This window comes from Chryseobacterium sp. 14P4.3.2, assembly GCF_057799275.1.
In genome coordinates, this window is record NZ_JBYOKO010000018.1 from 61,727 (window position 1) to 85,406 (window position 23,680).

At 37.0% G+C, this 23,680-nt stretch carries 25 protein-coding genes; 9 read left to right on the forward strand and 16 right to left on the reverse strand.

The window, feature by feature from the left end; translation table 11 throughout:
* Window positions 1-2: 2 nt before the first annotated feature.
* The 3 genes from hypB to AC27VX_RS20575 all read right to left on the reverse strand — a co-directional run bounded on the left by hypB (window position 3) and on the right by AC27VX_RS20575 (window position 1,551).
* Entirely contained in the window at window positions 3-719 is a 717-nt protein-coding gene (hypB, locus tag AC27VX_RS20565; protein WP_488697650.1) for a hydrogenase nickel incorporation protein HypB, read from the reverse strand.
* 3 nt (window positions 720-722) lie between these two features.
* Window positions 723-1,076, reverse strand: a complete 354-nt coding sequence (locus tag AC27VX_RS20570) for a hydrogenase maturation nickel metallochaperone HypA/HybF (protein WP_488697652.1) — start codon at window positions 1,074-1,076, stop codon at window positions 723-725.
* A gap of 91 nt (window positions 1,077-1,167) precedes the next feature.
* Complete coding sequence (locus tag AC27VX_RS20575; protein WP_488697654.1) at window positions 1,168-1,551, reverse strand: hypothetical protein; 384 nt, start codon at window positions 1,549-1,551, stop codon at window positions 1,168-1,170.
* Window positions 1,552-2,147: 596 nt separating this feature from the next.
* Here AC27VX_RS20575 and AC27VX_RS20580 point away from each other — a divergent pair.
* The 3 genes from AC27VX_RS20580 to AC27VX_RS20590 all read left to right on the forward strand — a co-directional run bounded on the left by AC27VX_RS20580 (window position 2,148) and on the right by AC27VX_RS20590 (window position 3,891).
* Window positions 2,148-2,297 (forward strand): hypothetical protein, encoded by a 150-nt coding sequence (locus AC27VX_RS20580; RefSeq protein WP_488697656.1) that lies wholly within the window; start codon window positions 2,148-2,150, stop codon window positions 2,295-2,297.
* Between the two features lie 13 nt (window positions 2,298-2,310).
* The gene (locus tag AC27VX_RS20585) at window positions 2,311-2,892 is read left to right on the forward strand and encodes a Crp/Fnr family transcriptional regulator (protein WP_236858779.1); all 582 of its coding nucleotides are present in this window, start codon (window positions 2,311-2,313) and stop codon (window positions 2,890-2,892) included.
* A 63-nt stretch (window positions 2,893-2,955) separates the two neighbouring features.
* Window positions 2,956-3,891 (forward strand): ketopantoate reductase family protein, encoded by a 936-nt coding sequence (locus AC27VX_RS20590; RefSeq protein WP_488697658.1) that lies wholly within the window; start codon window positions 2,956-2,958, stop codon window positions 3,889-3,891.
* Between the two features lie 151 nt (window positions 3,892-4,042).
* On the opposite strand, the gene AC27VX_RS20595 is transcribed toward AC27VX_RS20590, so the two are convergent.
* From AC27VX_RS20595 to AC27VX_RS20620, 6 genes are all read right to left on the reverse strand, one after another.
* Window positions 4,043-4,927 (reverse strand): alpha/beta fold hydrolase, encoded by an 885-nt coding sequence (locus AC27VX_RS20595; RefSeq protein ID WP_488697660.1) that lies wholly within the window; start codon window positions 4,925-4,927, stop codon window positions 4,043-4,045.
* 109 nt (window positions 4,928-5,036) lie between these two features.
* Window positions 5,037-5,387 carry a 4Fe-4S dicluster domain-containing protein gene (locus AC27VX_RS20600; RefSeq protein ID WP_236858782.1) on the reverse strand — a complete coding sequence of 117 codons (351 nt, stop codon included), beginning with the start codon at window positions 5,385-5,387 and terminating at the stop codon, window positions 5,037-5,039.
* A gap of 136 nt (window positions 5,388-5,523) precedes the next feature.
* Window positions 5,524-5,847: a 2Fe-2S iron-sulfur cluster-binding protein gene (locus AC27VX_RS20605; protein WP_488697662.1), complete on the reverse strand. Its 324-nt coding sequence runs from the start codon at window positions 5,845-5,847 to the stop codon at window positions 5,524-5,526.
* A 62-nt stretch (window positions 5,848-5,909) separates the two neighbouring features.
* Entirely contained in the window at window positions 5,910-6,476 is a 567-nt protein-coding gene (locus AC27VX_RS20610) for an NADPH-dependent FMN reductase (RefSeq protein WP_488697664.1), read from the reverse strand.
* Between the two features lie 4 nt (window positions 6,477-6,480).
* Window positions 6,481-6,981, reverse strand: coding sequence for a DUF2480 family protein (locus AC27VX_RS20615; protein ID WP_236858785.1), 501 nt, complete (start codon window positions 6,979-6,981; stop codon window positions 6,481-6,483).
* 12 nt (window positions 6,982-6,993) lie between these two features.
* The gene (locus AC27VX_RS20620; RefSeq protein ID WP_236858786.1) at window positions 6,994-7,620 is read right to left on the reverse strand and encodes a superoxide dismutase; all 627 of its coding nucleotides are present in this window, start codon (window positions 7,618-7,620) and stop codon (window positions 6,994-6,996) included.
* A gap of 194 nt (window positions 7,621-7,814) precedes the next feature.
* Here AC27VX_RS20620 and AC27VX_RS20625 point away from each other — a divergent pair, with 194 nt between their 5' ends.
* From AC27VX_RS20625 to AC27VX_RS20640, 4 genes are read left to right on the forward strand one after another with little or no spacing between them, the layout of a single operon-like run.
* A complete protein-coding gene (locus AC27VX_RS20625) occupies window positions 7,815-8,435 on the forward strand; it encodes a helix-turn-helix transcriptional regulator (RefSeq protein ID WP_236858787.1) in 621 nt (206 codons plus the stop codon).
* Window positions 8,436-8,472: 37 nt separating this feature from the next.
* Window positions 8,473-8,607: a hypothetical protein gene (locus tag AC27VX_RS20630; protein WP_488697667.1), complete on the forward strand. Its 135-nt coding sequence runs from the start codon at window positions 8,473-8,475 to the stop codon at window positions 8,605-8,607.
* Entirely contained in the window at window positions 8,604-9,104 is a 501-nt protein-coding gene (locus tag AC27VX_RS20635; protein WP_488697669.1) for an HAD-IA family hydrolase, read from the forward strand. The genes AC27VX_RS20630 and AC27VX_RS20635 overlap by 4 nt, the downstream gene beginning before the upstream one ends.
* Before the next feature lie 10 nt (window positions 9,105-9,114).
* Window positions 9,115-9,837 (forward strand): sterol desaturase family protein, encoded by a 723-nt coding sequence (locus AC27VX_RS20640; protein ID WP_236858789.1) that lies wholly within the window; start codon window positions 9,115-9,117, stop codon window positions 9,835-9,837.
* A 64-nt stretch (window positions 9,838-9,901) separates the two neighbouring features.
* On the opposite strand, the gene AC27VX_RS20645 is transcribed toward AC27VX_RS20640, so the two are convergent.
* A complete protein-coding gene (locus tag AC27VX_RS20645; RefSeq protein WP_488697671.1) occupies window positions 9,902-10,324 on the reverse strand; it encodes a MarR family winged helix-turn-helix transcriptional regulator in 423 nt (140 codons plus the stop codon).
* Window positions 10,325-10,375: 51 nt separating this feature from the next.
* Between AC27VX_RS20645 and AC27VX_RS20650 the strand changes: the two genes are divergently transcribed.
* Window positions 10,376-12,625, forward strand: coding sequence for an ATP-binding cassette domain-containing protein (locus AC27VX_RS20650; protein ID WP_488697673.1), 2,250 nt, complete (start codon window positions 10,376-10,378; stop codon window positions 12,623-12,625).
* Window positions 12,626-12,736: 111 nt separating this feature from the next.
* On the opposite strand, the gene AC27VX_RS20655 is transcribed toward AC27VX_RS20650, so the two are convergent.
* The 6 genes from AC27VX_RS20655 to AC27VX_RS20680 all read right to left on the reverse strand — a co-directional run bounded on the left by AC27VX_RS20655 (window position 12,737) and on the right by AC27VX_RS20680 (window position 20,322).
* Window positions 12,737-13,783: a phytase gene (locus tag AC27VX_RS20655; protein ID WP_488697675.1), complete on the reverse strand. Its 1,047-nt coding sequence runs from the start codon at window positions 13,781-13,783 to the stop codon at window positions 12,737-12,739.
* A 6-nt stretch (window positions 13,784-13,789) separates the two neighbouring features.
* A complete protein-coding gene (locus tag AC27VX_RS20660) occupies window positions 13,790-16,600 on the reverse strand; it encodes a TonB-dependent receptor (protein WP_488697677.1) in 2,811 nt (936 codons plus the stop codon).
* 350 nt (window positions 16,601-16,950) lie between these two features.
* Complete coding sequence (locus AC27VX_RS20665; RefSeq protein ID WP_488697679.1) at window positions 16,951-17,565, reverse strand: FMN-dependent NADH-azoreductase; 615 nt, start codon at window positions 17,563-17,565, stop codon at window positions 16,951-16,953.
* Between the two features lie 43 nt (window positions 17,566-17,608).
* Complete coding sequence (locus AC27VX_RS20670; RefSeq protein ID WP_488697681.1) at window positions 17,609-18,442, reverse strand: sigma-70 family RNA polymerase sigma factor; 834 nt, start codon at window positions 18,440-18,442, stop codon at window positions 17,609-17,611.
* Window positions 18,443-18,583: 141 nt separating this feature from the next.
* Window positions 18,584-19,297, reverse strand: coding sequence for a hypothetical protein (locus tag AC27VX_RS20675; RefSeq protein ID WP_488697683.1), 714 nt, complete (start codon window positions 19,295-19,297; stop codon window positions 18,584-18,586).
* 143 nt (window positions 19,298-19,440) lie between these two features.
* Window positions 19,441-20,322, reverse strand: coding sequence for a cupin-like domain-containing protein (locus AC27VX_RS20680; protein ID WP_236858797.1), 882 nt, complete (start codon window positions 20,320-20,322; stop codon window positions 19,441-19,443).
* Window positions 20,323-20,988: 666 nt separating this feature from the next.
* Here AC27VX_RS20680 and AC27VX_RS20685 point away from each other — a divergent pair.
* Window positions 20,989-23,553, forward strand: a complete 2,565-nt coding sequence (locus AC27VX_RS20685; RefSeq protein WP_488697685.1) for a M1 family metallopeptidase — start codon at window positions 20,989-20,991, stop codon at window positions 23,551-23,553.
* The last annotated feature ends 127 nt before the right edge of the window (window positions 23,554-23,680 follow it).

A 23,680-nucleotide genomic window follows, 5' to 3' on the forward strand; every position in this document is an offset into this window, starting at 1 on the left:
TATTAAGCTTCCTGGACAGCATTTTCTTTTTTTAATCTTACTTTTTCTTTCAGCCAGCTGCACCATTCGTCTATTCCGTCTCCGTTTAAGGTGCTTATAGTGATCACTTCAAGGTTAGGATTCACTTCGTGGGCATCTTTTGTTACCGCTTCCACAGAGAATGGGACATAAGGCAGCAGGTCAGCTTTAGAAACAAGCATCAGCTCGCTGGTTAAAAACATACGCGGATATTTTTTAGGCTTATCATCTCCTTCAGTAGAAGCAAGAAGTGTTACCCGGTAATCTTCTCCAAGATCAAATGCAGAAGGACAAAGAAGGTTTCCTACATTTTCTATAAATAACAGATCTACTCCGTCCAGATTGATATGATCCAGGGCCTGTAAGATCATTTGTGCTTCAATATGGCACATTCCTCCTGTTACGATCTGAAGTGCATCTATTCCAACTTCACGCATTCTAATGGCATCACGTTCTGTTTCAGGGTCACCTACAAGAACTGATATGTTGAGATCCTGGGCAAGACGCTTTCCTGTCTCCTGCATCAGTGTTGTTTTTCCGGATCCGGGAGATGAACAAACATTGATGACACAAACGTTCTTCAAACGTTCTCTTATGGCTTTGGCTACAAAATCATTAGCCTTTAATAAATGAAGTGTAGTATTATCACATTGAACCGATCCTACACGGTTTCCTAAACTTTTTGGGTTAGCTGTTGACATATTTTAATGATTTTTTTGTTTAAAAATTACTTTTGAAATAAAGAGTTCATTACCCTGAACAATATTGGCAGAGGCCGTTCCGCAGTCATCACACACAAACCTGTGGTACCTGACTTGGAAGTCTTTTTCACACCGGTCACAGTGTGCAATAATTTCGTTGACGAGAACTTCGAGTTCCATTTCCTGATAGTGGGGATGAGCGGTAATGAATGCATCAAATGCATTCTGGATCAGGACAGGTTGTACGTTAGATAAAAGTCCTGCCGTAACCTGAACCTTCTGAATATCTTCTGCTTTAGCGTCATAATGTTCTTCCAAAGTGTCAAAAATATCCTTCACTATACTTAATTCATGCATAGCTTATATTTTTATAGGTGAAACTGATTATCCGGAATTTTTCAGATAACCTTAATAAGAATTTGGCTGTAAATAATCCATTACATGGAGCTTACAGAGAAAAGTTGAAATCAGAAATCCTGATTTTTAAATTGTGGAATAAAAGATATCTGGGAAGATGGTAATGGTGTATAAATTCTGAAGCAGAACTTATTACCGGATTAGAATTGAATTTTGATCTCCATGAAAGTGTATCTTTTTCAAAAAGAGTAAAAGGGAGATCGAAAAAGGTCTTATCAATATCAAAATCATTTTCTGCAAGAGAAGCCATGAACAGTATATCGTGCTGCCGAACAGATTCGGATGATTTCAGACCTATTTGGTTTTCAGAAGAAGACGCACTGATATGATCTTTGCTATTCCTGGTGAATCCCATTTTTGCAGTAGAAAACAGGATTAGCAGAAAAATAATTGATATGTGAAAAGACTTCTTCATCAGTAGTACAAATTTAAACCTTTTACCAATCCCGGTTCTTACCAAAATCCTTTTAAAAATGTTCAAAATCGGGATGAAATATGTTGTTTGAAATAAAATGAAAAATGAATGATATTTTATGTGTTTAAATTGTATAATGTTGTTTATCAGTATTTTGATTTGGTTTTTATGAAGGCGTTCAAGTTTTTGTCTCTACTTTTGAATGTTAAAAATAGTGACTTAGACACACTGAAAAAATAGCTGAAATTTTCCGTATTTCTAAACCCTTGCTTTTATTAATCGTCAATATAATCAGAACATCATCAAAATTTAAAAAAGAGTCTTTTCATAAAGATAAACAGCCTGAAGCTGAATAAGAAGAATATCAGGAGGTCGCAGATCTGGTTATCTATTAATAATTAATGACTGAAGATTAAGATATTTTAATTGAAATACATTTTTAAAACCCTTTGAAATATAGATTTTAAAGGATTTTGTTTTTTATAGTTTATGCCCAAAAATACAAAATCCCTGTGTTAGTCAGCTTTAAAGTACCTATATTTGAATGAAGTAATGCATTGTAGAATGTTTTATAATGCCGAATGAAAAAGAATAATATGAAAAAAGAAACAGTAGATTTTTTACACCATAATGAATCTGCCTGGAACAAGCAGGCACTGGAACCGAATGAATGGTCTCATTTCAGATTCTTAATTGATAAATATTTGCCAACTTTTATAGCATCCACGGCTGTGAAATTAGACTGAACCATACAATACAATGGATAAATCATCAATAAACAATTATTTTCATTCGTTATTTAGTATCAGGGATGAGGTTGTAGAGCAGATTACACAGACATTCAATTGTTTTGAACTCAAAGCAAATGCTGTTTTGCTGGATAAAAATACTATCAGTACAAGAACGTTCTTTCTGGAAAAAGGATATGTACGTTCATACATCCTCAATGAAGATAATGAGGAGATCACCACCAATATTTATGCTGCACCGTGTTTTGTAAATGATTTTTTATCCTTTTTCAGACAGCAGCCTACCAAAGAAATCTACCAAACGGTTACAGATTGTACGTTCTGGGAAACGGGTCTTGAGAATGTTCAGAATAATTTCCATACTGTTCCGGAATTCAGAGAGTTCAGCAGGCTTCTTTTTGTGCTCAATTATCATAATATTCATGACAGACTGATTGAAATGGCCAGTCAGAAAGCTTCCACAAGATATTCTAACCTGATGAAGAAGGATCCGGATATTTTCCGCTACGTTCCTCTGAAAGTCATTGCGTCTTATCTGGGAATAAAAGACAGTTCGCTGAGCCGCATCAGAAGAGAGATTAAGAAAATATAATTTCTTTTCATTTGTCAAGTGATAGTTTAAAATTTCTCCTCCATCTTTGTTAAAAATAATGTAATGAATAAAAAACATATTGTGGTTGTTGGATTGGGTGGTGTAGGCGGATATTTCGGCTTTAAAATAAATCAGATCAATGAAACTTCCGGGAAATATAAAGTTACTTTCGTGGCCAGGGGAGAAACTTATGATAAAGTAAAAGAAAACGGACTGGTTCTTTTATCTCCGGAACATTCCGTAGATCATACTTACCCCAATGCTTTAGAAAAGAATATCAGTGACGTTAGCAATCCGGATCTGGTACTTATCTGCGTGAAGGAATATGATTTGGAGAACGTCTGCAGACAGCTCGCAGAGGTGATTCAGGATGACACAATATTGCTTCCTATGATGAACGGAGCCGATATCTATGACAGAATCCGTAAAATAATTCCTGATCATACAATATTACCAACCTGCCTTTATGTGGCTTCCCATATTAAAGAAAGAGGAATAGTAGAACATAAAGGAAAAGCAGGAAAAGTGATTGCAGGGAGAGATCCTGAGCATTTTTCCGCTGATGTGGACTGGGTTATAAATTTACTTCAGGAGAGTAAAATTGATTTTGATTTTAAAGATAATTCTCTGACAGATATCTGGACCAAATTTTTCTTTATTGCAAGTTTTGGTCTGGTAACTGCAAAGCATAATTCATCGATTGGAACTGTTTGTACTGACAATCTGCAAAAGCAGGAAGCAACAGAAATTATGAAAGAGATGAAATTGATTACCGACAAAAAAGGAATTGAACTTCATCCGGATATTATTGAAGCAACTTTTGAAAAGGCCGCTGCGTTTCCTTTTGAAACCCCTACCTCTTTACAACTGGATGTTCATTCCGGGAAGAAAGATAACGAACTGGAATTATTTGCCGGAGCAATTTTAAAATATGGCAGAGAACTTGGAATAGAGACTCCTTTTACTCGAAAAATATATCTGGAGATCAAAACACAATAGATTTTGGGTAAAGACAAGTGGATCATCTTATATAATTAAGGCGGGTTTTAACCCGCCTTAATTGATAAATAGAAATTTAAATATAAAGCTGCAAAATGCATTCACTGATGGTAAAGGTTTACCGACCACAATCGCTGATATGCTTTTAAGATCAAAACTCACGGTCACGGTCTCTTATGTTTCTGAATTTTGTATTAAAGAAGATATCAGCTTTGGTATTAAACTCATCTGTATAAACCACTAAAGTACTGTGGCCGGAATTAGGCAGGATCCAAAGGTTGGCTCTGGGAATATTTCTGAAAATTTCCAGCGTATGTTCCGGTTTTATGACATCATAATCTCCTCCTATTACCAGAACCGGAATTTTAATATTGTGTAAAGCTCTGTGGTCTATATTAGGTTGTTCACTTAATAACCTTTTGTATTTGAGAACCATATAATCCAGGTCAGTTTTATTCTTGTTTTTAGCAAACTGATCTTTAAATTTTGTATAATTGGAACTTACCCTTTTGAAAACATCTGACTGTACTGCAGTTGAATCCGGACGCAGATTAGCTCCGGTAATAATTAGCTTTTTTACCTTTTCAGGATGCCTGATGCTTAGCAGCAGACCATTAATCCCGCCATCACTCCAGCCAATGACAAAAGCTGAATCAATCTTCATTTTTTGAAGCAGTTCAGCATAATCATCCGCCATCATTTCATAGGTAAGAGCATCTCCTCTGTCTATTGATTTTCCATGTGCTCTGCTGTCAGCAACAATTACTTTATAATTTTTTGAGAAAAAAGGAATTTGTTTAGAAAAATCAACAATTGAGCCTCCGTTTCCATGGATAAGGAGTAAAGGCTGCCCCTGTCCATACGTTTCACAATACATCTTTATACCATTGACTTCATAATACTTGCCGGCTGCCGGATTATTGCCATAACCGGACTTTTCCAAAAGCTGTATATATTCTTTTTTGATTTCCGTGATATCTGTCTGTGCAGAAAATAAAGCAGGTAATAAAGTGAGAAAAAATAATATCTGTTTCATAATTTATAATAGGGTGTTAAAATTATTAATGATATTTTGCTTCCCGATTAGTAGTAAATATTCAGACCTTGTTACACCATTATTTTAAGTGGCGGATACCCTAAAAAGTTTAAGAATTATGCATGAAGTTCTTCCGGTTCAGCAGCACCTCTTCCGTTTCCCGATGGTCAGGATCATCAACACAGCAGTCTACAGGACATACCGCTTTACATTGTGGCTCTTCATGAAAACCTTTACACTCCGTACATTTTCCTGATACGATATAATAAACATCATCCGATACCGCCTCATTAAAGGCATTGGCATCTGCTTCAGAGCCATCCGGAAAAGTGATATGACCGGAAAGTTTTGTTTTGTCCTGCCAACGCCAGTCGATAGCCCCCTCATAAATAGCTGAATTGGGGCATTCCGGTTCACAGGCTCCACAGTTGATGCAGGCATCTGTTATTTTTATAGCCATATTATTTTATTTTAAGATTCCAGTAAAAGGAATTTCTCTTAACAAGTTCTGTTGCGGAAATCCCTATTCAACTTAATTAAAGCATTTTCAACAATTTATATACATCATAAACTGTGCAAACTTTTACTTTTATCTGTTAATCTGAAGCAATTTGTACAGAAAGTCCATCCATCTGAGCGGTAAGATAGATCTGGCAGGCTAACCTGCTGTTTTCGTTGGTGTTGAAAAGTTCAGAAAGAAGGGCTTCTTCAATATCATTTTTTTCAGATAGTGCTTTTGTATCATCAGGAATATAGCAGTGGCAGGTGGCACACATGGCCATTCCTCCGCACATCGCTTCCATAGGGAGATCATAGGCTTTACACATATCCTTTAAGGTGAGTCCCATATTTGTGGGGCAGATCAGGACGTGCGTGTTTCCTTCCTGATCTGTGACGGTGATGGTAATTTCATTCTTCATAGGATCAGCAGCGTATTTTTAGAAGTCCGGCTTCAATAATCAATATGTCCGTTTCTATCATTTTAAGAGTGGTTTATGGTAATTTTTTCTATTTTCTTAGTGGTAGCAATATTGATAAGTTTGTCAAATTTATCAGCGTAAAGAGATGATATTTTTATATGATCACTGTCCAGCAAAGAATTTTTAATAATAGGTACACTGAAGGGCAGAGGCCATGCCCGTAATGATTTGGCAACAGAATCCATTGTATTGATTCCCTGCATAGCCTGTAAACCATCTGCCCAGCACACCAAACCTATTGTTTTGTCTGTAAGATAAGGCTCGTAGCTGTTAGCTGTCACTTCAAGCCAGTCCAGACAGTTTTTCATAACCCCCGGAATACTTCCGTGGTAAAGAGGAGCCAGCCAGAAATGGACATCAGCATCCCGGAATAACTGAGTCATGCGTTCTACGGCCAAAGGAGTTTTGGTAAGGGTTACATCAAATAAAGGAATTCCGGAATCAGCTAGGGTAAAAATGTCAGTATGAATTCCCAGTATTTTGAGGCGCTCTGCAAAATATCCTGAAATAAGCCCGGATGTGGATTCGGTTCTTCTTTCCAGTGACCCGTTAAATATGATTGCTTTCATTTTTTTATCTTTTAAAAATTACTTTTGGTAAGCCTATTTCACCATACATCAGACTTTTGACCAGAGGTTTCAGAAGTCCTGCCGCAAGCAGATAAAGCGAAGGATCATAGCTTGTGCCCGCTCTTACAACTACTTTCTGATTTTTAAAATGCTTCATATCCGCATAGATAAGACGGCGCTTCCAGAGATCAAGCAGAATCTTTTCGGCATTGTTTAAATCCGCATAGGCGGCATAGGGAGTTAGTTTCTCCATTAGCAGCATATAAGCCCACGGCGGAATAATAGCCTCCGTAGAACAAATGATTCCTACTGCTTTTTCATTGTATACAGAAAAGTCTGCTTCTGCAATGGATGCTTTAAACTCCTTCTCCTTGACAATCATTCCCATAAAAAGATAATCTTTGATATCCAGTTCCACAATTTCTGTAGTAGGTCTGTAGTCTAAAAGATCAAGTGCAATAATGCCTGAAGTCTTTGCTTTATTGATGAAAGTTTCCTGATTCATAACTGTAGTTAATTATCTTACTTTAGAGAGTGCTTCTTCGTATTTCTTTTCAACAGAAGACCAGTCCAGTACAGACCAGAATGAATCCACATAGTCTGCTCTTTTATTTTGATAATGAAGATAATAAGCATGTTCCCATACATCGATCCCAAGAATAGGAAAGCCTCTGCTCATCGTAAGAACGTCCATCATGGGATTATCCTGGTTGGGAGTAGAGCTCACCGCAAGAGAACCATTGAATTTTACAAATAACCATACCCATCCGGAACCGAACTGGCTAAGACCTATTTTTTTCATCTCTGCTTTAAGGTTTTCAAGATTTCCGAAAGTTGAGATAATAGCATCATTAAGAGGGCCTTCAGGATTTAATTTTGGCTGCGGAGAAAGAATTTCCCAGAATAAAGAATGATTGAAATGACCTCCGCCGTTATTTCTTACTGCAGGACTATATTCACTTATTCTTTGCAATAATGAATCAAGATCAGGATGCGTTTCATTGGTTTGTGCTAATGCTGCATTTAAGTTATCAATATAAGCCTGGTGATGACGCAGATGGTGGATAGTCATGGTTTCTTTATCTATAAACGGCTCCAAAGCATCATAAGCATACGGTAAAAGGGGAAGTGTAAATGGTTCCATTGTATTTATTTTTTTAATTAATGTATCGCAAAGATAACACTATATTTATATAAAACAACTAATTTGTTGTTTTATTAGTTTGTTTGAAATGATAAATAATGCATTGTGAATAATTGATTTACGCTCATAATTTAAAGATTATAGAAAATGACTATATTTGTTGTTGAAAAATAAAACAACCAAAATATTGTCAAATGAAGAAGCCCGCAGCAGACCGCATCCTGATGTTTCTGAAGATGAGGGGAGAGGCTACATCACTTCTTATTTCTGCAGAACTGTCTATTACAAAAGAGGGTGCGAGAAAACATTTACTGAATCTTGCTGAAGAAGGGTTCATCCAGCCGTCTGTGAAGAGCGAGGGTGTTGGCAGACCTACGACTTATTATACGCTTACTGAAAAGGGACTGGCTCAGTTTCCGGATACTCATGCAGAAGTAACGGTTGAAATTCTGAAGTCTGTAAAAAAACTTTTAGGAGAAAATGCACTGGAGCTTCTGATCACTGACCGGGAGAAGAACACGCATGAGCGGTATGAAAAAGCACTTTCCAGGACGAAATCTCTTGAACAGCGTCTGGAAGTTCTCACAGAAGTACGTAGTAAAGAAGGATATATGGCAGAATGGAAAAAGGAGGGTGAAGAATATTTTCTTATCGAAAATCATTGCCCGATATGTGCTGCTGCCACAGAATGCCAGGGTTTTTGCCGTGCAGAATTATCTAATTTCCAATCACTGATTGGAAAGGAATATAGAGTAGAAAGGGTAGATCACATTATTTCCGGTGGACAGCGCTGTGTGTATAAAATCAGTCAATAATTCATTACATATACTATTTCATTTAAACAAGATGGCATTGAAAGCAGTAATATTCGATATGGATGGAGTTCTTGTAGATTCCGAAGGTTCTGGGCAAAGGCGGAACTGGACGTATTTTCATCATATGGCGTACAGGTTACAGATGAGCTGGCTGCACAGACCAAGTATATGACAACCGAAGAGGTGACGAAATTCTGGTATGAGAAATTTCCATGGGAAAACCTGAATGTCTCTTATGTAGAGCAGCAGGTAGTATCAAGGGTGATCGAATTTATACAAACTGAAGACTGTACCATGAACGGTATACAGGAATTTATTAAAAATCTTAAAAATAAAGAATATAAGGTAGGCCTAGCAACCAATGCCCCTTTGAAGGTTGCCGATGCTGTCCTGGACAAACTAAAGGTTCGGGAACTTTTTGACAGCGTGCATTCATCAGAATCTGAAGCGCAGGGGAAACCGCATCCTGCTGTATATCTTACTTCAGCAAAAAAGCTGGGGGTATCTCCTGAACATTGTATTGCTATTGAGGACAGTCATTCAGGATTACGGGCGGCCAAAGAAGCAGGAATGAAGACCGTTGTTTTTACCAATAATGATGAAACAATAGACTTTGATATCGCAGATTTTAAAATTTTAAACTTTAAAGAAGGGGTATTACCTGCCTGATAACGGAATTATGAATTTTAATACAACCGAGCTTTCTGATTATATCAACCTGTTTTGGCAGTTTTCATGGCCACAATGGATTATATTTAGCTTTATAATCAATATCCTGTTGTATCTCTTTTCAATAGGACTGTATTTATTTATTGATAAAACATGCCGTAAAAATTTATTGCAGGAAAAAAATCACCCTGTTTCAAAATCAGATTTTTATCTCAGCCTTTTTACAGTAGCCTGCAACAGTCTGGTGATGCTGCTGGGTGTTTTTCTATGGAAAAATGGCTGGCTTGAACCTGGAAGTAATCTTTCAGCAGGTATTATTGTTTTTGAAGTAATCGCATTGCTGCTTGTGATGGATTTTCTAATGTATTTCTTTCATTATGCAGCTCATTTACCTTTTGTATACAGACTATTGCACGGAAAGCATCATGAACATGTAAGTACCAATTATTTGAGTCTTTTTGTTCTTCATCCATTTGAAACTGTCGGTTTTGGGTTGATGATGCTGGTGGTATTAATGTGCTATGATTTTTCTGTTGTTGCAATTTCTGTCTATTTACTGATCAATCTGATTTGGGGAACTATAGGTCATCTGAACAGAGAGTTTTTTCCCGCTCAGTTTGACCGTTTTTTTGTAGGGACTACAAGATTTCACAACCTGCATCATTTGGATGAGACTAAAAACTTTGGTTTTTACACATCCATCTGGGACAGGCTGTTTGGAACTTATAAATAGTATTTCTGACATTGCGGGAGAACTGATCCCTCTTTGGGTAGCGTACTCTCCAGAATAGGCATAATCAGAATTTGATATGATGTAAAACTTTACCCAGCAGATTATTAAGATTTTCCAGTTCTGCAGAGCTTAGTATTTCCGCAGTCTGCTTCGTAATATTTTTCCTGAATGTTTCTGAATTTTCTATAACAAACCGTCCTTTTTCTGTGGCAGAGAGGTTGAATTTTCTGCGGTCGGTTTCATCCTGTTTCTGAATGATGAAATCATGATTGATCAGGAACTTCAGCTGTTTTGAAATAGCAGCCTGGCTGATATTGAATGCCAATGAAATTTCTGTTCCTGTTGCTTCCTCTTTCCGCAAAATAAATTCAATGATATTATAATGAGCTGCTGTGACCCCGTTAATATCTCCTCTGTTCATATGCGCCAGAATGAGACACTGAAAATCAGTAAATGTGTTAAAAAACTCTTTTTCAATAGATTTCATAATAATTATACTTAACTTGGTTAATAATTTACAGAGTTAATCATTTAAAAAATGAAAAATATAGAAATTACAAATGCCAGGCAAAATAATCTCAAAAATATTTCCATAAAAATTCCAAAATATAAGATCGTAGTTTTTACAGGAGTATCAGGTTCAGGAAAATCTTCTTTGGTTTTTGAGACTATCGGGGCAGAAGCTCAACGGCAAATTAATGAAACTCAGAATAGTTTTATAAGAAACCGGCTGCAGCATTATGGCCTTCCGGATGTAGATAAAATTGAAAATCTTAATGTTCCTATTATGATCAATCAGAAAAGGCTGGGCGGAAATGTAAGATCTACCGTGGGGACAGCAGTGGATGTATCTGCTGCTTTAAGGCTTTTGTTTTCAAGAATGGGAGAACCGTTTGTAGGATATTCCAATGTTTTTTCGTTCAATAATCCGCAGGGAATGTGCCCCGAATGTGAAGGGTTAGGCTTTATCCAGACCCTGGATATCAATACTTTAATTGACCGTAATAAATCTTTACATGAGGGAGCTGTTCTATTTCCTACCTTTCAACCTGGTGGCTGGAGATTAACAAGATACACCCAATCCGGCTATTTTGATAATGATAAAAAGCTGAAAGATTTTACCCCTTCAGAATGGGAAATGCTATTAAATGCAGCAGAACATAAACCTCAGCATCCTCATAAAGATTGGGGGAAAACCGTAAAGTATGAAGGCATTATTCCAAGAATTGAAAAAGCATTTCTGAAAAAAGATTCAAAAGAAAATATAACAAGAAAAGATGCCCTGAATCATGTGGCCATTACCAGAACCTGTCCGATATGTAAAGGAAAGCGATTGAATGAAAAAATATTATCCTGTAAAATTAAAGGAAAAAGTATAGCCGATTGTACAGCGCTTTCCGTTGATGAATTACTGGAGTTTATTACTTCTCTTGATTCACATCCATATGACATAATTATCAGCGAGCTTGCGGTAAAACTTCAGAATATTATGACCATCGGACTGCAGTACCTGACCCTTGACAGAAATACAAATTCGCTTTCAGGAGGTGAATCTCAGCGGATAAAAATGGTACGCAGTCTAGGAAATAGTTTAGTGGATCTCTTATACATTTTTGATGAACCCAGTATTGGACTTCATCCAAAAGATCTGGAAAATATTGCGTCTATCATTCAGCAAATCAGGGATAAAGGGAATTCTGTTTTAATTGTGGAACATGACCCCGATCTGATTAAAATGGCAGACTGGGTTATTGATATAGGACCCGGTTCTGGAAGGAATGGAGGGGAAGTGGTATATGAAGGGACATTTGAAGACTTAAAAATGTCTGGAAGTAAGACGGGAATATATTTTTCCAAGAGGCCATTTATCAAACAAAAATTTAAAAGCCCTTTAGGCTATCTGGAAATTAAAAATGCCAGTCTCTATAACCTCAAAAATGTGACGGTTCATATTCCGACCGGGGTAATGACAGTGGTTACCGGAGTGGCAGGATCAGGGAAAAGCACCTTAATCAATCGCATTTTACCGGATTTTTATCCTGATGTAACCATAATAGATCAGTCATTGTCTGCAGCTAGTGCCCGTTCTAATTTACTTACTTACCTTGGGATATCAGATATTGTACGCAGACTTTTTGCCCGGTCTAATCATGTTTCCGACAAACTGTTTAGCAGAAATAGTGAAGGAGCATGCAAAAACTGCAAAGGACTGGGAGTGGAGAGAATTGATCTTGCTTTTATGGATAATATTGAGCAGCCTTGTGAAGTTTGTGGTGGTTCGGGATTCACTCCTGAAGCATTAAAATACCTGTACAACGGAAAAACAATTGTAGAAATTATGGATATGACCGTTTATGAAGCCAGTCATTTTTTTAAAGAACAGTCTATTCTCAAAAATTTTGATTTGCTGATTCAGCTGGGGTTGGATTATCTTACCCTGGGGCAGAGGCTGGATCATTTTTCAGGAGGTGAAAGACAGCGTCTGAAATTAACCAAAGAATTGAAAAGTACCCATCAGACTATTATTCTTGATGAACCGAGTACCGGGCTTCATCCAAGTGATACACAGAAATTATTAACCTTTTTTAATACTATTGTGGATCAGAATAATACATTGATTGTCATAGAACATAATCTCGACATTATTGCACAGGCCGACTGGATTATTGATATGGGCCCCGGTGCCGGAAAGTATGGCGGAGAAGTACTGTTTGAAGGAACCCCGGAAGCATTATTAAAGGATAAAACATCATTTACTGCAGAGTTTCTGAGAAAACATATCCGGTAGGATCAAAAAATTAAACCATTAAGAAAAGTCAGACCGGTAAGAAATTGCTTCGGTTTGTATTGGCAATGCCTGTAGCATATCTCTTAGCTTTCCTAATGGTTTAAATAAAATTTATTTTGACTTTTTAGCTGCTCTTACCGCAGATTGAATCTTTTTTTCAATAATTCTCCAGTCATAAAAATGAAATACCCTGCCATTGCTCATCGCAACAAATACGCCTTTCGGAAACTTCGGACCTAAATTAACAGAAGTCACTTCAGAACCATCACTTTCGAGAGTAGAAACAGGAATTTCTGCAATTCTTCCTTTTGCCGGATTCTCTCTTAAATACACATTAAACGTATCATTTTGCTGATTGGAAACCAGAATATATCCCGTTTTTTCAGAAGTGGGGTAGATTGAAATTCCTTCCACATCAGATTTAAAATCACTATTTCCGAAAACCAGAAGCTCTTCATTCCCTTTTGCCGGATCAGCATAATACTTATGAACGCCAAACTGCTCATCAGAATAATAGATATATCCCATTTCATCATCTACAGCTATGCTTTCAATCTCTTTCAGCCCGCTGTATTTTCCAAACTTACGGACAACTTCTCCGGTGATGCTTCCATTTTTTTCAGAAAGTTTATATTGCCACAGGTAACCATCTTTAGGGCCTGATTTTCTTCCCACAACAGCGAAAATATCTCCTGTCTTACTGTTTTTGTACATTGAAATTCCCATGGGACCACGTTCAGCCTCTCCGTCGAATACAGAAAATTCACCTACTTCCTTCAGTTCAGGAAGAGCATAAAGCTTGACCTTGTTGGTTTCACGTTCTGTAACAGCAGCAAGGTCTGTTTTCTTTCCCTTTAAAACAAAGCCATATTCAATGTCAACATTATTAGGACGCTTAAGACCTAAAACCTTATTAACGATCTTACCGTTGAGGTCAAAAGCATAGAGGCCACCATTGGTATCTTTATCTGTACCGATAATTATACTTTTGGAAGGATCTGTGGGATTGATCCATATTGCCGGATCATCGGTATCATGAACTACAGTTTCTGTAATTACTGTTGGTTTTAATTTTTCTACCGACTGTTCCTGTCCTTTACAATTCATAATAAAAGGGAAGAGAGCCAGTGCCGCTATGTAATAATTTATCTTTTTCATGTTTCTTTAAAAATCAAATTTTATACCCATGGTAAATCTCGGTCTGTAGTATTCTGCCTGTGCCGTTCTGCTTTGAATTCCCTGGTAATATCTTAACGGCTGATTGGTCAGATTATTGGCCTCTGCAAAAATTCTCAGTTGGCTTGTGATTTTATACGAAGCATTGGCATCCAGAAAAACCTGCTTGTCATAATAGCGGTCATCAAAAGCTTTACCTCCCAATTCATCAATATAATAAGACGCATAATTCATAGAAACTCTGGCTGAAAAACGTTTGTTCTCCCATGAAAGAGATCCGTTGAACATATGAGGAGCTGCTCCCGGAAATCCTACATCTGTTCTTTCAATCCCTTCTTCATTGGTGATTCCTTTTGCCTTTGAATGGGTGTAGGTATAGTTGACATAAACTCCAAGACCTTTCCAGAATGCTCCCGGAATAAAATCCATCTGCCTCTGTAAAGCGACTTCAAAACCATAGATATCTACATTATCACCATTACGCTGCTGAGTGAATTTCCAGTTGCTTTCTCCTCCGGGAATAGGGTTGGACTGACCTGCGAAGTCGTTGGAAAAGTCGGTTGCCGTATAATTTCTTCGTGAATAGGTATAAATAAAATTATTCAGATTTTTATAAAAAACACCTCCGGAAAGAATCCCTACAGATTTAAAATACTTTTCTGCCATAAAATCAAAATTGTAGGCATAGGTAGCTTTTAAATTCGGATTTCCGGCCGAGATGACTTCGTCTTCTGAAATTACGTTAAGGAAAGGAACCAGTGAGTAATAATTAGGACGGGCCAGAGCTGTCGTAAATGCTGCACGAAGTACAAGATCCTGAACAGGAACATACTTGAAAGAGACGTTAGGAAGTACATTGGTATAAGTGTTGGTATTGTTGATCTTTCCTACCAGATCACTTTCGTTCATTACATAATTTCCGGTGTAATCAATTTGGGTCGTCTCAATACGGGCTCCCATAATCATGGAAAGCTTATCGTTGAAATCCTGATCCCAGCGGATATATCCCGCATAAATCTGCTCTTTTGCAGTATAATTGCTTGATAGGAATTTAGAAGGTTTTAGTTTGCCATTGAATAAATTTGAATTATAAAGATCCAGTCCGCCTAAATAAGACGGATCCACAAATGTTCCCGGAACATAGTTTCCTGCCTGGAAATTGCTGCCATTGAAATATACTGTAGGTACAGAAAGTAAGCTCCCCATATTTGTGACAGGTGTAAAGGTGTAGTAATCATTCTCCCTTTCCTTATTCTTTAAACGCATACGCAAGCCGGCACGGATTCTTCCTTTTTGGCCGTCAATCACAGAAAAGGGAAAGCGTACATTCACCTTTGCACCAAATTCTTTTTCTTGCGTAAAGCTGTTGGCATCTGAAAGATCACTTAACTTATAACTTCCCGGATTATCCGGAGCAAGAAGATTGATCATAGGTTTTCTGGGATCACTAAGGTCCTGTGAAAAATTCATCTTGCTGTTTTCAAACTCTATATAACGCTGGTGAGGCTTGTCTTCGCTGGCGGTGGCATAATTCATGGACCAGTCCAGATCTATTTTAGACCCCAGTAAATGTTCACCTCTTAATGCATAGTTCTGTACTTTTTGTTTTTCAAGACGCGTATTGTCATTGTCTGAATTTCCACCCTTATTTTGCCTTGTGATGCTGCCTTTCCAGTCTGTGATCTCTGATTCATCAGCATTATAGACTGGCTTTATTTTATATCCAAGCGCAAAACGGTTTTCCTTATCATTCCTGAAATTGTACATTGCCGAAGCGTAGATCTTGTTTTTGGAGTTGAATTCATAATCCATATTAAGATCAAAGCTGTGTCTGATACGGTGTTCATTGTACTGACGGACTCCCATTTTACTTATATAGGCCGTCTGCGCCTTATCGTTAGCCTGGCTCCATACAGGTTCTATATTGTCTGAACCAAAATTATTGTTGTTATAAGAAAAACTGAATACAGCACCCAGCTTTTTGTTTAAAAAACGGTTTCCATATACCAGACCTGCTGTATAATTTCCCTTCTCCCGGATGGGATTATAACCTCCGGCTAATGTTGCAGAAATTCTTTGCCCGTTAGGAGATGCTCTTGTGATCAGGTTTACAGATCCTCCAATGGCATCAGCGTCCATGTCGGGAGTTAATGTTTTATTCACTTCAATAGTGGAAATCATGTCTGAAGGAATAAGATCCATCTGAACATTCCGGTTATCTCCCTCAGCAGAAGGAATTCTGTCACCATTTAGGGTTACAGAGTTGAGGTTCGGGGCAAGCCCTCTGATAATAAGGTTTCTGGCTTCTCCCTGATCATTTTGTATCGTGATTCCGGGAACACGCTTTAAAGCATCTCCAATATTAGCGTCAGGAAAACGCCCTATCTGGTCGGAAGAAATTACGTTGGTGATATTGGCATTGTTTTTCTGCTTGTTTAAAGCTCTGGCCTGGTTTTTTAAAGTAGCTCCGGAAACCACGATTTCTCCAATGCTTGTCTCTTTTTTATCAAAAACAATATTTTGGCTGGTGTTTTTTTCGGGCTCTACAACAACGTTATACTGACGAGTCCCATAGCCCAGATAGTCAATCTTCATCGTATAATTTCCGGGTGGGACATTCAGGAAAACGAAATTTCCATGCTCATCAGAAGTAGTATAGATATTTCCGGGGCTTAGAGAGATTTTAGCCCCAGGTAAGGCTATTTTAGCATCGTCATTAATGTTTCCGGTAACACTACCGGTTTGTGCATAGAAAAATAGAGAAGCACAAAACAAAACAGAGGTAAAAATTTTCTTCACTTTACTTATAATAGATTAAATTGGAACAAAATTAAACGTCTGTTTGGATAATCAGTTGAAGTGTAAATTAAGGTTTTTTTAATATTTGTTAATATAGGGTAGATTTAGCCGAAATAAAAGCAGGTTTCAGCAATGGCAATTGCCTTTATGGTTTGAATGCTGACTGGAATTCCCTGAAAGCCTGGCCAAATTTTTCAGTAAGTTCGTAGTTACTGAACTCATATTCTTCATGAAGGCGTAAAGCTGAGGAAAAAAATAAATCCTGCCATGGCAGGATTTACAGTCATTCTTTGCGTTTTTATACAATCATGGTCCGGAATATTCTTTTTCAAAAGCTGATTATCAATTTGTCACATTATTGCGGTGTACTCTTTTGTCTCATTAGCTGTCAGCTGTTTTAAAATTTCAGTTTGTTGCAATATCATTTTTTCTTTTATTCTGGCCTCGTCTACAGTACCATCCAGGGGGAAATAAGAGATGTCAGTTACTCCCATATGATTCAAAAGCTGTGTGATGTGAATTTCCAGCGGATTTCTTACTTCATGAGAAATGCCCCCCATTGAAGAGATGATATATGCCTTTTTATTCTCAAGTAATCCTTTGCGGGTGCTATTATAACCTGTAAATGTTTTCTTCGTTCTGACAACGCTGTCAAAATAGGCTTTTAATGAAGAAGGAATCCCATAGTTGTACATCGGGCAGGTAATCAGGAGTTCTTTACACTGACACAATTCATTGATCAGTTCATCAGAGAAACAAATGCTTTCCATATCAGGCGTTTCACTAAAGAAGGCATTCACGGTCTGTTGGGTGATATGAGGAACAGGCTGTCTGGTAAGATCTCTTTCCAGAATGGTATTAACTGGGTTCTTTCTTTTCCACTGCTCAATAAAATAATCTCCTAATGTACGGGAGTAAGATTTTTCTGTTCTAAGGCTGCTGTCGATTCTAAGTAGTGTGTTCATATTTTTTTCTTTAAAGACACACTGCTTTTTCAAAATGTGACATTTATTGCAGTTTTTTTAATTTTTCAGGATCCACAATAGAATAGATTTCACGGATCATACCCTCTGGATCAATATCCAGAATGTGACAGTTATAAATACGGTCTTTCTGCCAGAAGCAAATGGCGGGCTGATGATTAAAGATATGGAAAGTATAGGGCTTGTTGCCAAGAAATTGCTGCTGTACATAGGCTAAAAGCTGAGCTGCAGCCGATTTTCCAACTTCTACAGCCTTGATTACCCGAACGCGTTTTCCACCATCTGCTGAAAGTTTTATATCATCAATAAGCAGTTTCTCGATATCAGTCGCATTTCCTTCACTCAGTGCCTGTTGGTATTTCTGAAGAATCTCTGTCTCGGAAGCAGTACCGATATTATCCGGCTTATACTTTATATCCTGCAATTGATTAGAGGCACGGCTTAATAACTTCCGTGAATTTTCTACAGAAATTGCAAGAGTTTCTGCAATCTCCCTGTGAGAATAGTCAAAAGCTTCTTTGAGTATATAAACGGCACGCTCCCTTGCATTCAGTTTTTCTAAAAGAACAAGCAGGGTATAGCGGACTGTCTGTTCTTTTATCAGTTTGTTTTCTGCGTTTTCAAAAGAGAGAGGTTCAGGGAGCCATTCTCCATAGACCATTTTCTTGTGATGCCGGTTTTTAAAGTTAATGGCATGATTAATCGTACTTTTAATCAGAAAATTAATCTCATTTCTAATTTCAGATTTATCTAAAGAAATATATTTTTCTATGACATCCTGTACCAGATCCTGAGAATCTTCATAGGAACCGGTAATATTATAGGCATAGGTCAGGAGCCTGCTGTAATTTTCCTTCATAATATTTCTTTTAAGACAAAGTTATCAGGCAAAATGTGACAACTAAATGAGAGAAATTTTTTAATTGAAAATTAAGAACTAATAATTGAGAATTGAAATTATCCATTTTCAAAATGAATTCGGTACATCACTGAAAGAACTTTATATAAATCCTCCTGTATAATAAAGCTGTACGAGAAAGAAAAGCAAAGTAAAGAACCACACAACATAAGGATGGTAGCGGAAGTTTTCTTTCAGGATATAATGAAGCGCCTTAAACAACTTGAAGAGTCCTATAATTCCTATGATAATAAAGGTAAAGAAAACTGCGAGGAATGCATAGTCTCTGATTCCGTAGGTCTGCACAGTTGCAAAGTGGTCAATATAGGACTGTACATTGATAGTTTTCCCTAAAAACATCGCTGAAATAATTAATATAAAAAATGGAGTAGAAGTATACACGGTAGTATAAATAAAAGAAAACAGAAGTGTCCGGAAGGCAGAAGTGTTCACCTTTTCTTTTTTATAGACCAGTAATATTACACTGAATAATACTGCCGTGATATTATTAAAAAGAAATATAAACAGGGCTTTTTCTACCATGCTCAGTCCTTTGATTCTGGAAATAAAGTTCTGTTCATTGCTATAATCCATTAACAATACAGAAACAATGACAGAGGTATACACAGAAAGCTTGATTGGGGACAGGTAATCCTGAAACCGTTCTGTTTCCTCTTTTTCCATTTCATGTACCGAAAATTCATAACAGCGATGGGGGGCCTGAAACAATTTAAAAATAGTAACAGGTACCAGCAGAATTTCTATAATAATCTGCAGGCAAAGTTTTTCAAAGCTGTCAATTAATTTTTCGAACATAGATACCGGGGTATTAAGAGAATGTGTTCATGATGCAATTTAAATAAAATTTAGATTGCCTGTAAAATAAAAACTGATGAATATTAAAAAAGGTGCCTGATCTTACTAAGATGAGGCACCTGATATTTTTTTCCGTTTCTTTTTTATTTTGGAAGACCCTTTTTCAGAGCAATATTGGCTCTCTCAACGGCTTTTCTTTCCTTCCAGTCCATATATCTTTTTTTGTAACGGCCTTTCATGAAGTTATCAAAGTTACGCTGAACGGCAAGATTCCAAAGAGAATGTGCCTTTACAGCCCAGCTTTTGTCCCACGCACGAAGGGATATAGAGAAAGAACCGTCCAGATACTTCATCCAGTGCCACCATCCTGTTGGCATAAACAGCGTATCCCCATGTTCCAGAAAACATTCAATCCCCTCAATTCCGTCAAGTGCCGGGAATTTTTCGAAATCAGGATTGGCTATATCATAATCTTCCAATGCATAAGTTGCGTAAGGAAGTTTGTAAAGACGCGTTTTCCATTTATATTCAAAAAGAAGAACATGCTTTCTTCCGTTAAAATGAGTATGGAAGATATGAGGCATATCAATATCATAATGAAGGAAAGTCACAGAGCCTTTACCTCCAAAGAACATACTTGGGTACTTATCTAAAAATCCTCCCATCAGATTTTTTGGAGGAACATATTCATCCAATAATTTAGGAGCAAATTTTATAGGATCAAAAAAGAAAATTCTAAGATCTGTAGGCTCTCTTTGGATAAGGTCTACATAATCACCGAACTTCATTTTGGTGGTCGGGGTATTGATGGGAGCTGCAGGGTCTGCTTTGGCACTGTCATATAAAGGCACTTCAACATCACCTACTACCTCTTTCATGTACTCCATCGTCCATTTTTGGTACGCAGGCCATTTCCTAGCCATATTCTTGATTACCACTGGCTTGCATGGCTTTAGATATTTTTCACGAAAATCTTCTTGTGAAATATCATCTACTACATCAATAGGTTTAAGGAGTATTCCCATTCGTTTAAATTATTAAGCTAAAGTATTAAATATTTATGAAAATAAATAGAAAGAAATTAAATTATTTGGAACTAATATAAATAAATATAACTACTAAAAGTCAAATAAGCTTAATAAAGCTATATCAGACAGTTCATTCCTATTTTTGCATCCGAAAAACAGGTGTTTTTGAACCGTAAAATAATATTTGTAAAATGTGATATTTGTCTGTATACTTGCCTTATTATTTAGAAGAAAAGATTAATAAACGATGAATGATAATCAGCTTGTATATGCAGTTTCAATAATTTGCCTGCTGTTTATTATTGTTTCCTTTAAGGTCAATAGACTTTTTGGAGTTATTAATAGTGTTGTATTCTTGTTGTACAGTACGTTTTTGTATTATAATTTATTTTTCAAAAGTGGAGGTGGGATGAGTCTTGTATGGTGGTTTTATCTGCTGCTTGTCATGGGAATCCACATGCTGAGCGTTGGGATTTTCTTTTTAATTAAACTTTTAAAGACTAAATAATCTGAAGAATTAAATAAAATGGATAATTCTTTTGATAACGAGTTTGAAAAGTTCTTTGAAGAAGATCTTTAGGTCTTACCATATAGTATTACTGATGTAAGTTTCCTCTTTGCATTAAACATGCCATTTCCATTTTCAATTCTTATATTTGATCTATGAAAACAGGTGTACTAGCATTATCTTTTGTTATTTTCAGCAGTGGTTATTTTGCACAGACAAAATTCCAGACCAAACCGGAAACGGGAGTGTCACACGAATTGGCTCAGTTGAGAAAAACTACATTAAGCACTGTTAAATATGAACTTAACCTGCAAATTCCTGAAAATAAATCAGAAAGAATATCAGGGGCAGAAGTTCTTTCTTTCCATTATAAAAAACAAAACGAAGCACCTTTATTAATCGATTTTAAAGAAGAAGCAGCCTCGTTGATATCTGTATCTGTAAACGGGCAGACGACTCCACCGGTTTTGGAAAACGAACATATCATTATTGATGCAAAATACCTGAAATCAGGATTTAATCAGATCAATTTTACTTTTCTTGCCGGAAATTCTGCATTAAACAGACGTGACGGCTATCTCTATACTTTATTTGTACCGGATCGTGCAAGAACCATGTTCCCGTGTTTTGATCAGCCTAATCTGAAAGCTAATTATTCTTTAACATTAACAATTCCTGAAAAATGGAGTGCCATCGCTAACGGAGAACTTGAAAATACAACCTTACAACAAGGGAAAAAAATCCTCCATTTTAAGGAGTCAGATGTAATTCCTACTTATCTGTTTTCTTTTGCTGCAGGAGATTTTAAAACCTTTACAGAAAAAATAGATCAACAGGATTCTAAACTCTTATACCGTGAAACAGATTCTGTGAAAATAAAAAACAGCATGGATTCTATTTTTACCCTCTACCGGAATTCACTGGATTATTTTACAAAATGGACCCATATTCCGCATCCTTTCCAAAAACATGGAATGGTTGCGGTACCGGATTTTCAGTTTGGAGGAATGGAACACCCAGGTGCTATCTTATTTCAGAATTCAACCCTGTTTTTAGATAAAAGTGCTACACAAAGCCAACTCAATAACCGTTCAAACCTTATTGCTCATGAAGTTGCCCATCTCTGGTTCGGAGATATGGTTACGATGGATTGGTTTAATGATGTTTGGATGAAAGAGGTTTTTGCAAACTTTATGGCCGATAAAAGTACAGGAGCGGCTTCGGACAAAGCAGTTTATGATCTTAAATTTTTAACCACCCATTTTCCTGCGGCCTATTCTGTAGACCGTACTTTGGGAGCGAACCCGATCAGACAGGTTCTGGATAACCTTCAAAATGCAGGGATGATGTATGGGCCTATCATTTACAATAAAGCCCCCATTATGATGCGCCAGCTGGAATTATTGATTGGTGAAGAAGATTTCCGAAAAGGAATTGAAGAATATCTTAAAAAATATGCTTACAGCAATGCAACCTGGCCGGATCTGATTGATATTCTTGATAAGCATACTAAGGAGGATTTGCAAAACTGGAACAAAGTCTGGGTTAATGATCCGGGTAGACCTGTTGTGGATTACAACATAAAATATAAAGGTGACAAGATAGAAACATTTACCGTTTCCCAGCATCCAGAATATGGAAAAGAGCAGAAAGTGTGGCCACAGGAGTTTCAGATAAGTTTATTTTACCTTGGAACAGTCGAGAAAGTTGATGTTAAATTATCAGGAGCGCAGAAGGAAATTCTGGAATTAAAAGGAAAGAGCAAACCTTTGTTCGTCCTGCAGAATTCTTCAGGGATTGGATATGGGGTATTCGGGATTGATAAATCTGCAATGTCTGAATTTTCTATAGTAAAGGATCCGATAAACCGTGCCAGTGCTTACATTTCTTTATACGAAAATATGTTGGGCGGTACAGGAGCATCAGCCCAGGAACTATTGGACTTCTTTACCGGACAGCTGCAAAATGAAACTTCAGAACTGAATCTCCGTCTTATTACCGGTTATATTTCTGCAGTATACTGGAGCTTTTTACCAGAAAATAAAAGAACTGAAGTTTCTGAAAACCTGGAAAATACAGTATGGAAAGCATTACAGGTACAGACAGCAAAAAATAATAAGAAAATTTTATTCGATTGCTATCAGGGGATTTTTCAATCCTCAAAGGCATATGACAACCTATATGCGATCTGGAAATCCCAGACTCCGCCACAAGATGTATCTCTCAATGATGAAGACTTTACCAATCTAGCGCTTGCTTTATCACTTCGGAATAATGATAACAATTCTTTGCTACAGGAACAGTTAACGAGAATAAAAAACCCGGACAGGATAAATCGCTTTAAAATCATTATGAAAGCAGCTTCTTCGGACAAAGATATCCGTGATGAATTTTTTAATGGTCTTTCAGAAAAACAAAACAGATCCAATGAGTCTGCAGTGGGTGCCTCTCTTACTTATCTGCATCATCCTTTGAGACAGAAGACTTCTGTTAATTACGTTCCAAAGACTTTAGAGCTGCTGCAGGAGATTCAAAAAACGGGAGATATCTTCTTCCCGGATAACTGGCTCCGTTCCACATTAGGAGCTTACCAAAACCCAAAAGCTCTGGATATGGTCAACCAGTTTTTATTACAAAATCCGAATTATAATCCAATATTGAAAAATAAGATCCTGCAGGCTTCAGATAACCTGAAAAGAGCTCAGAAGCTTATAAAATAAAAACAACCTTTGCTTTTATGAACAAAAATAAACAGATCCAGTTTTTATGAAATATCTATATTATCATCCACTAATAAAGGGATAAAAGTGTTCATACATTTGCGGTTCAAAAAACGTTGTATCAGCT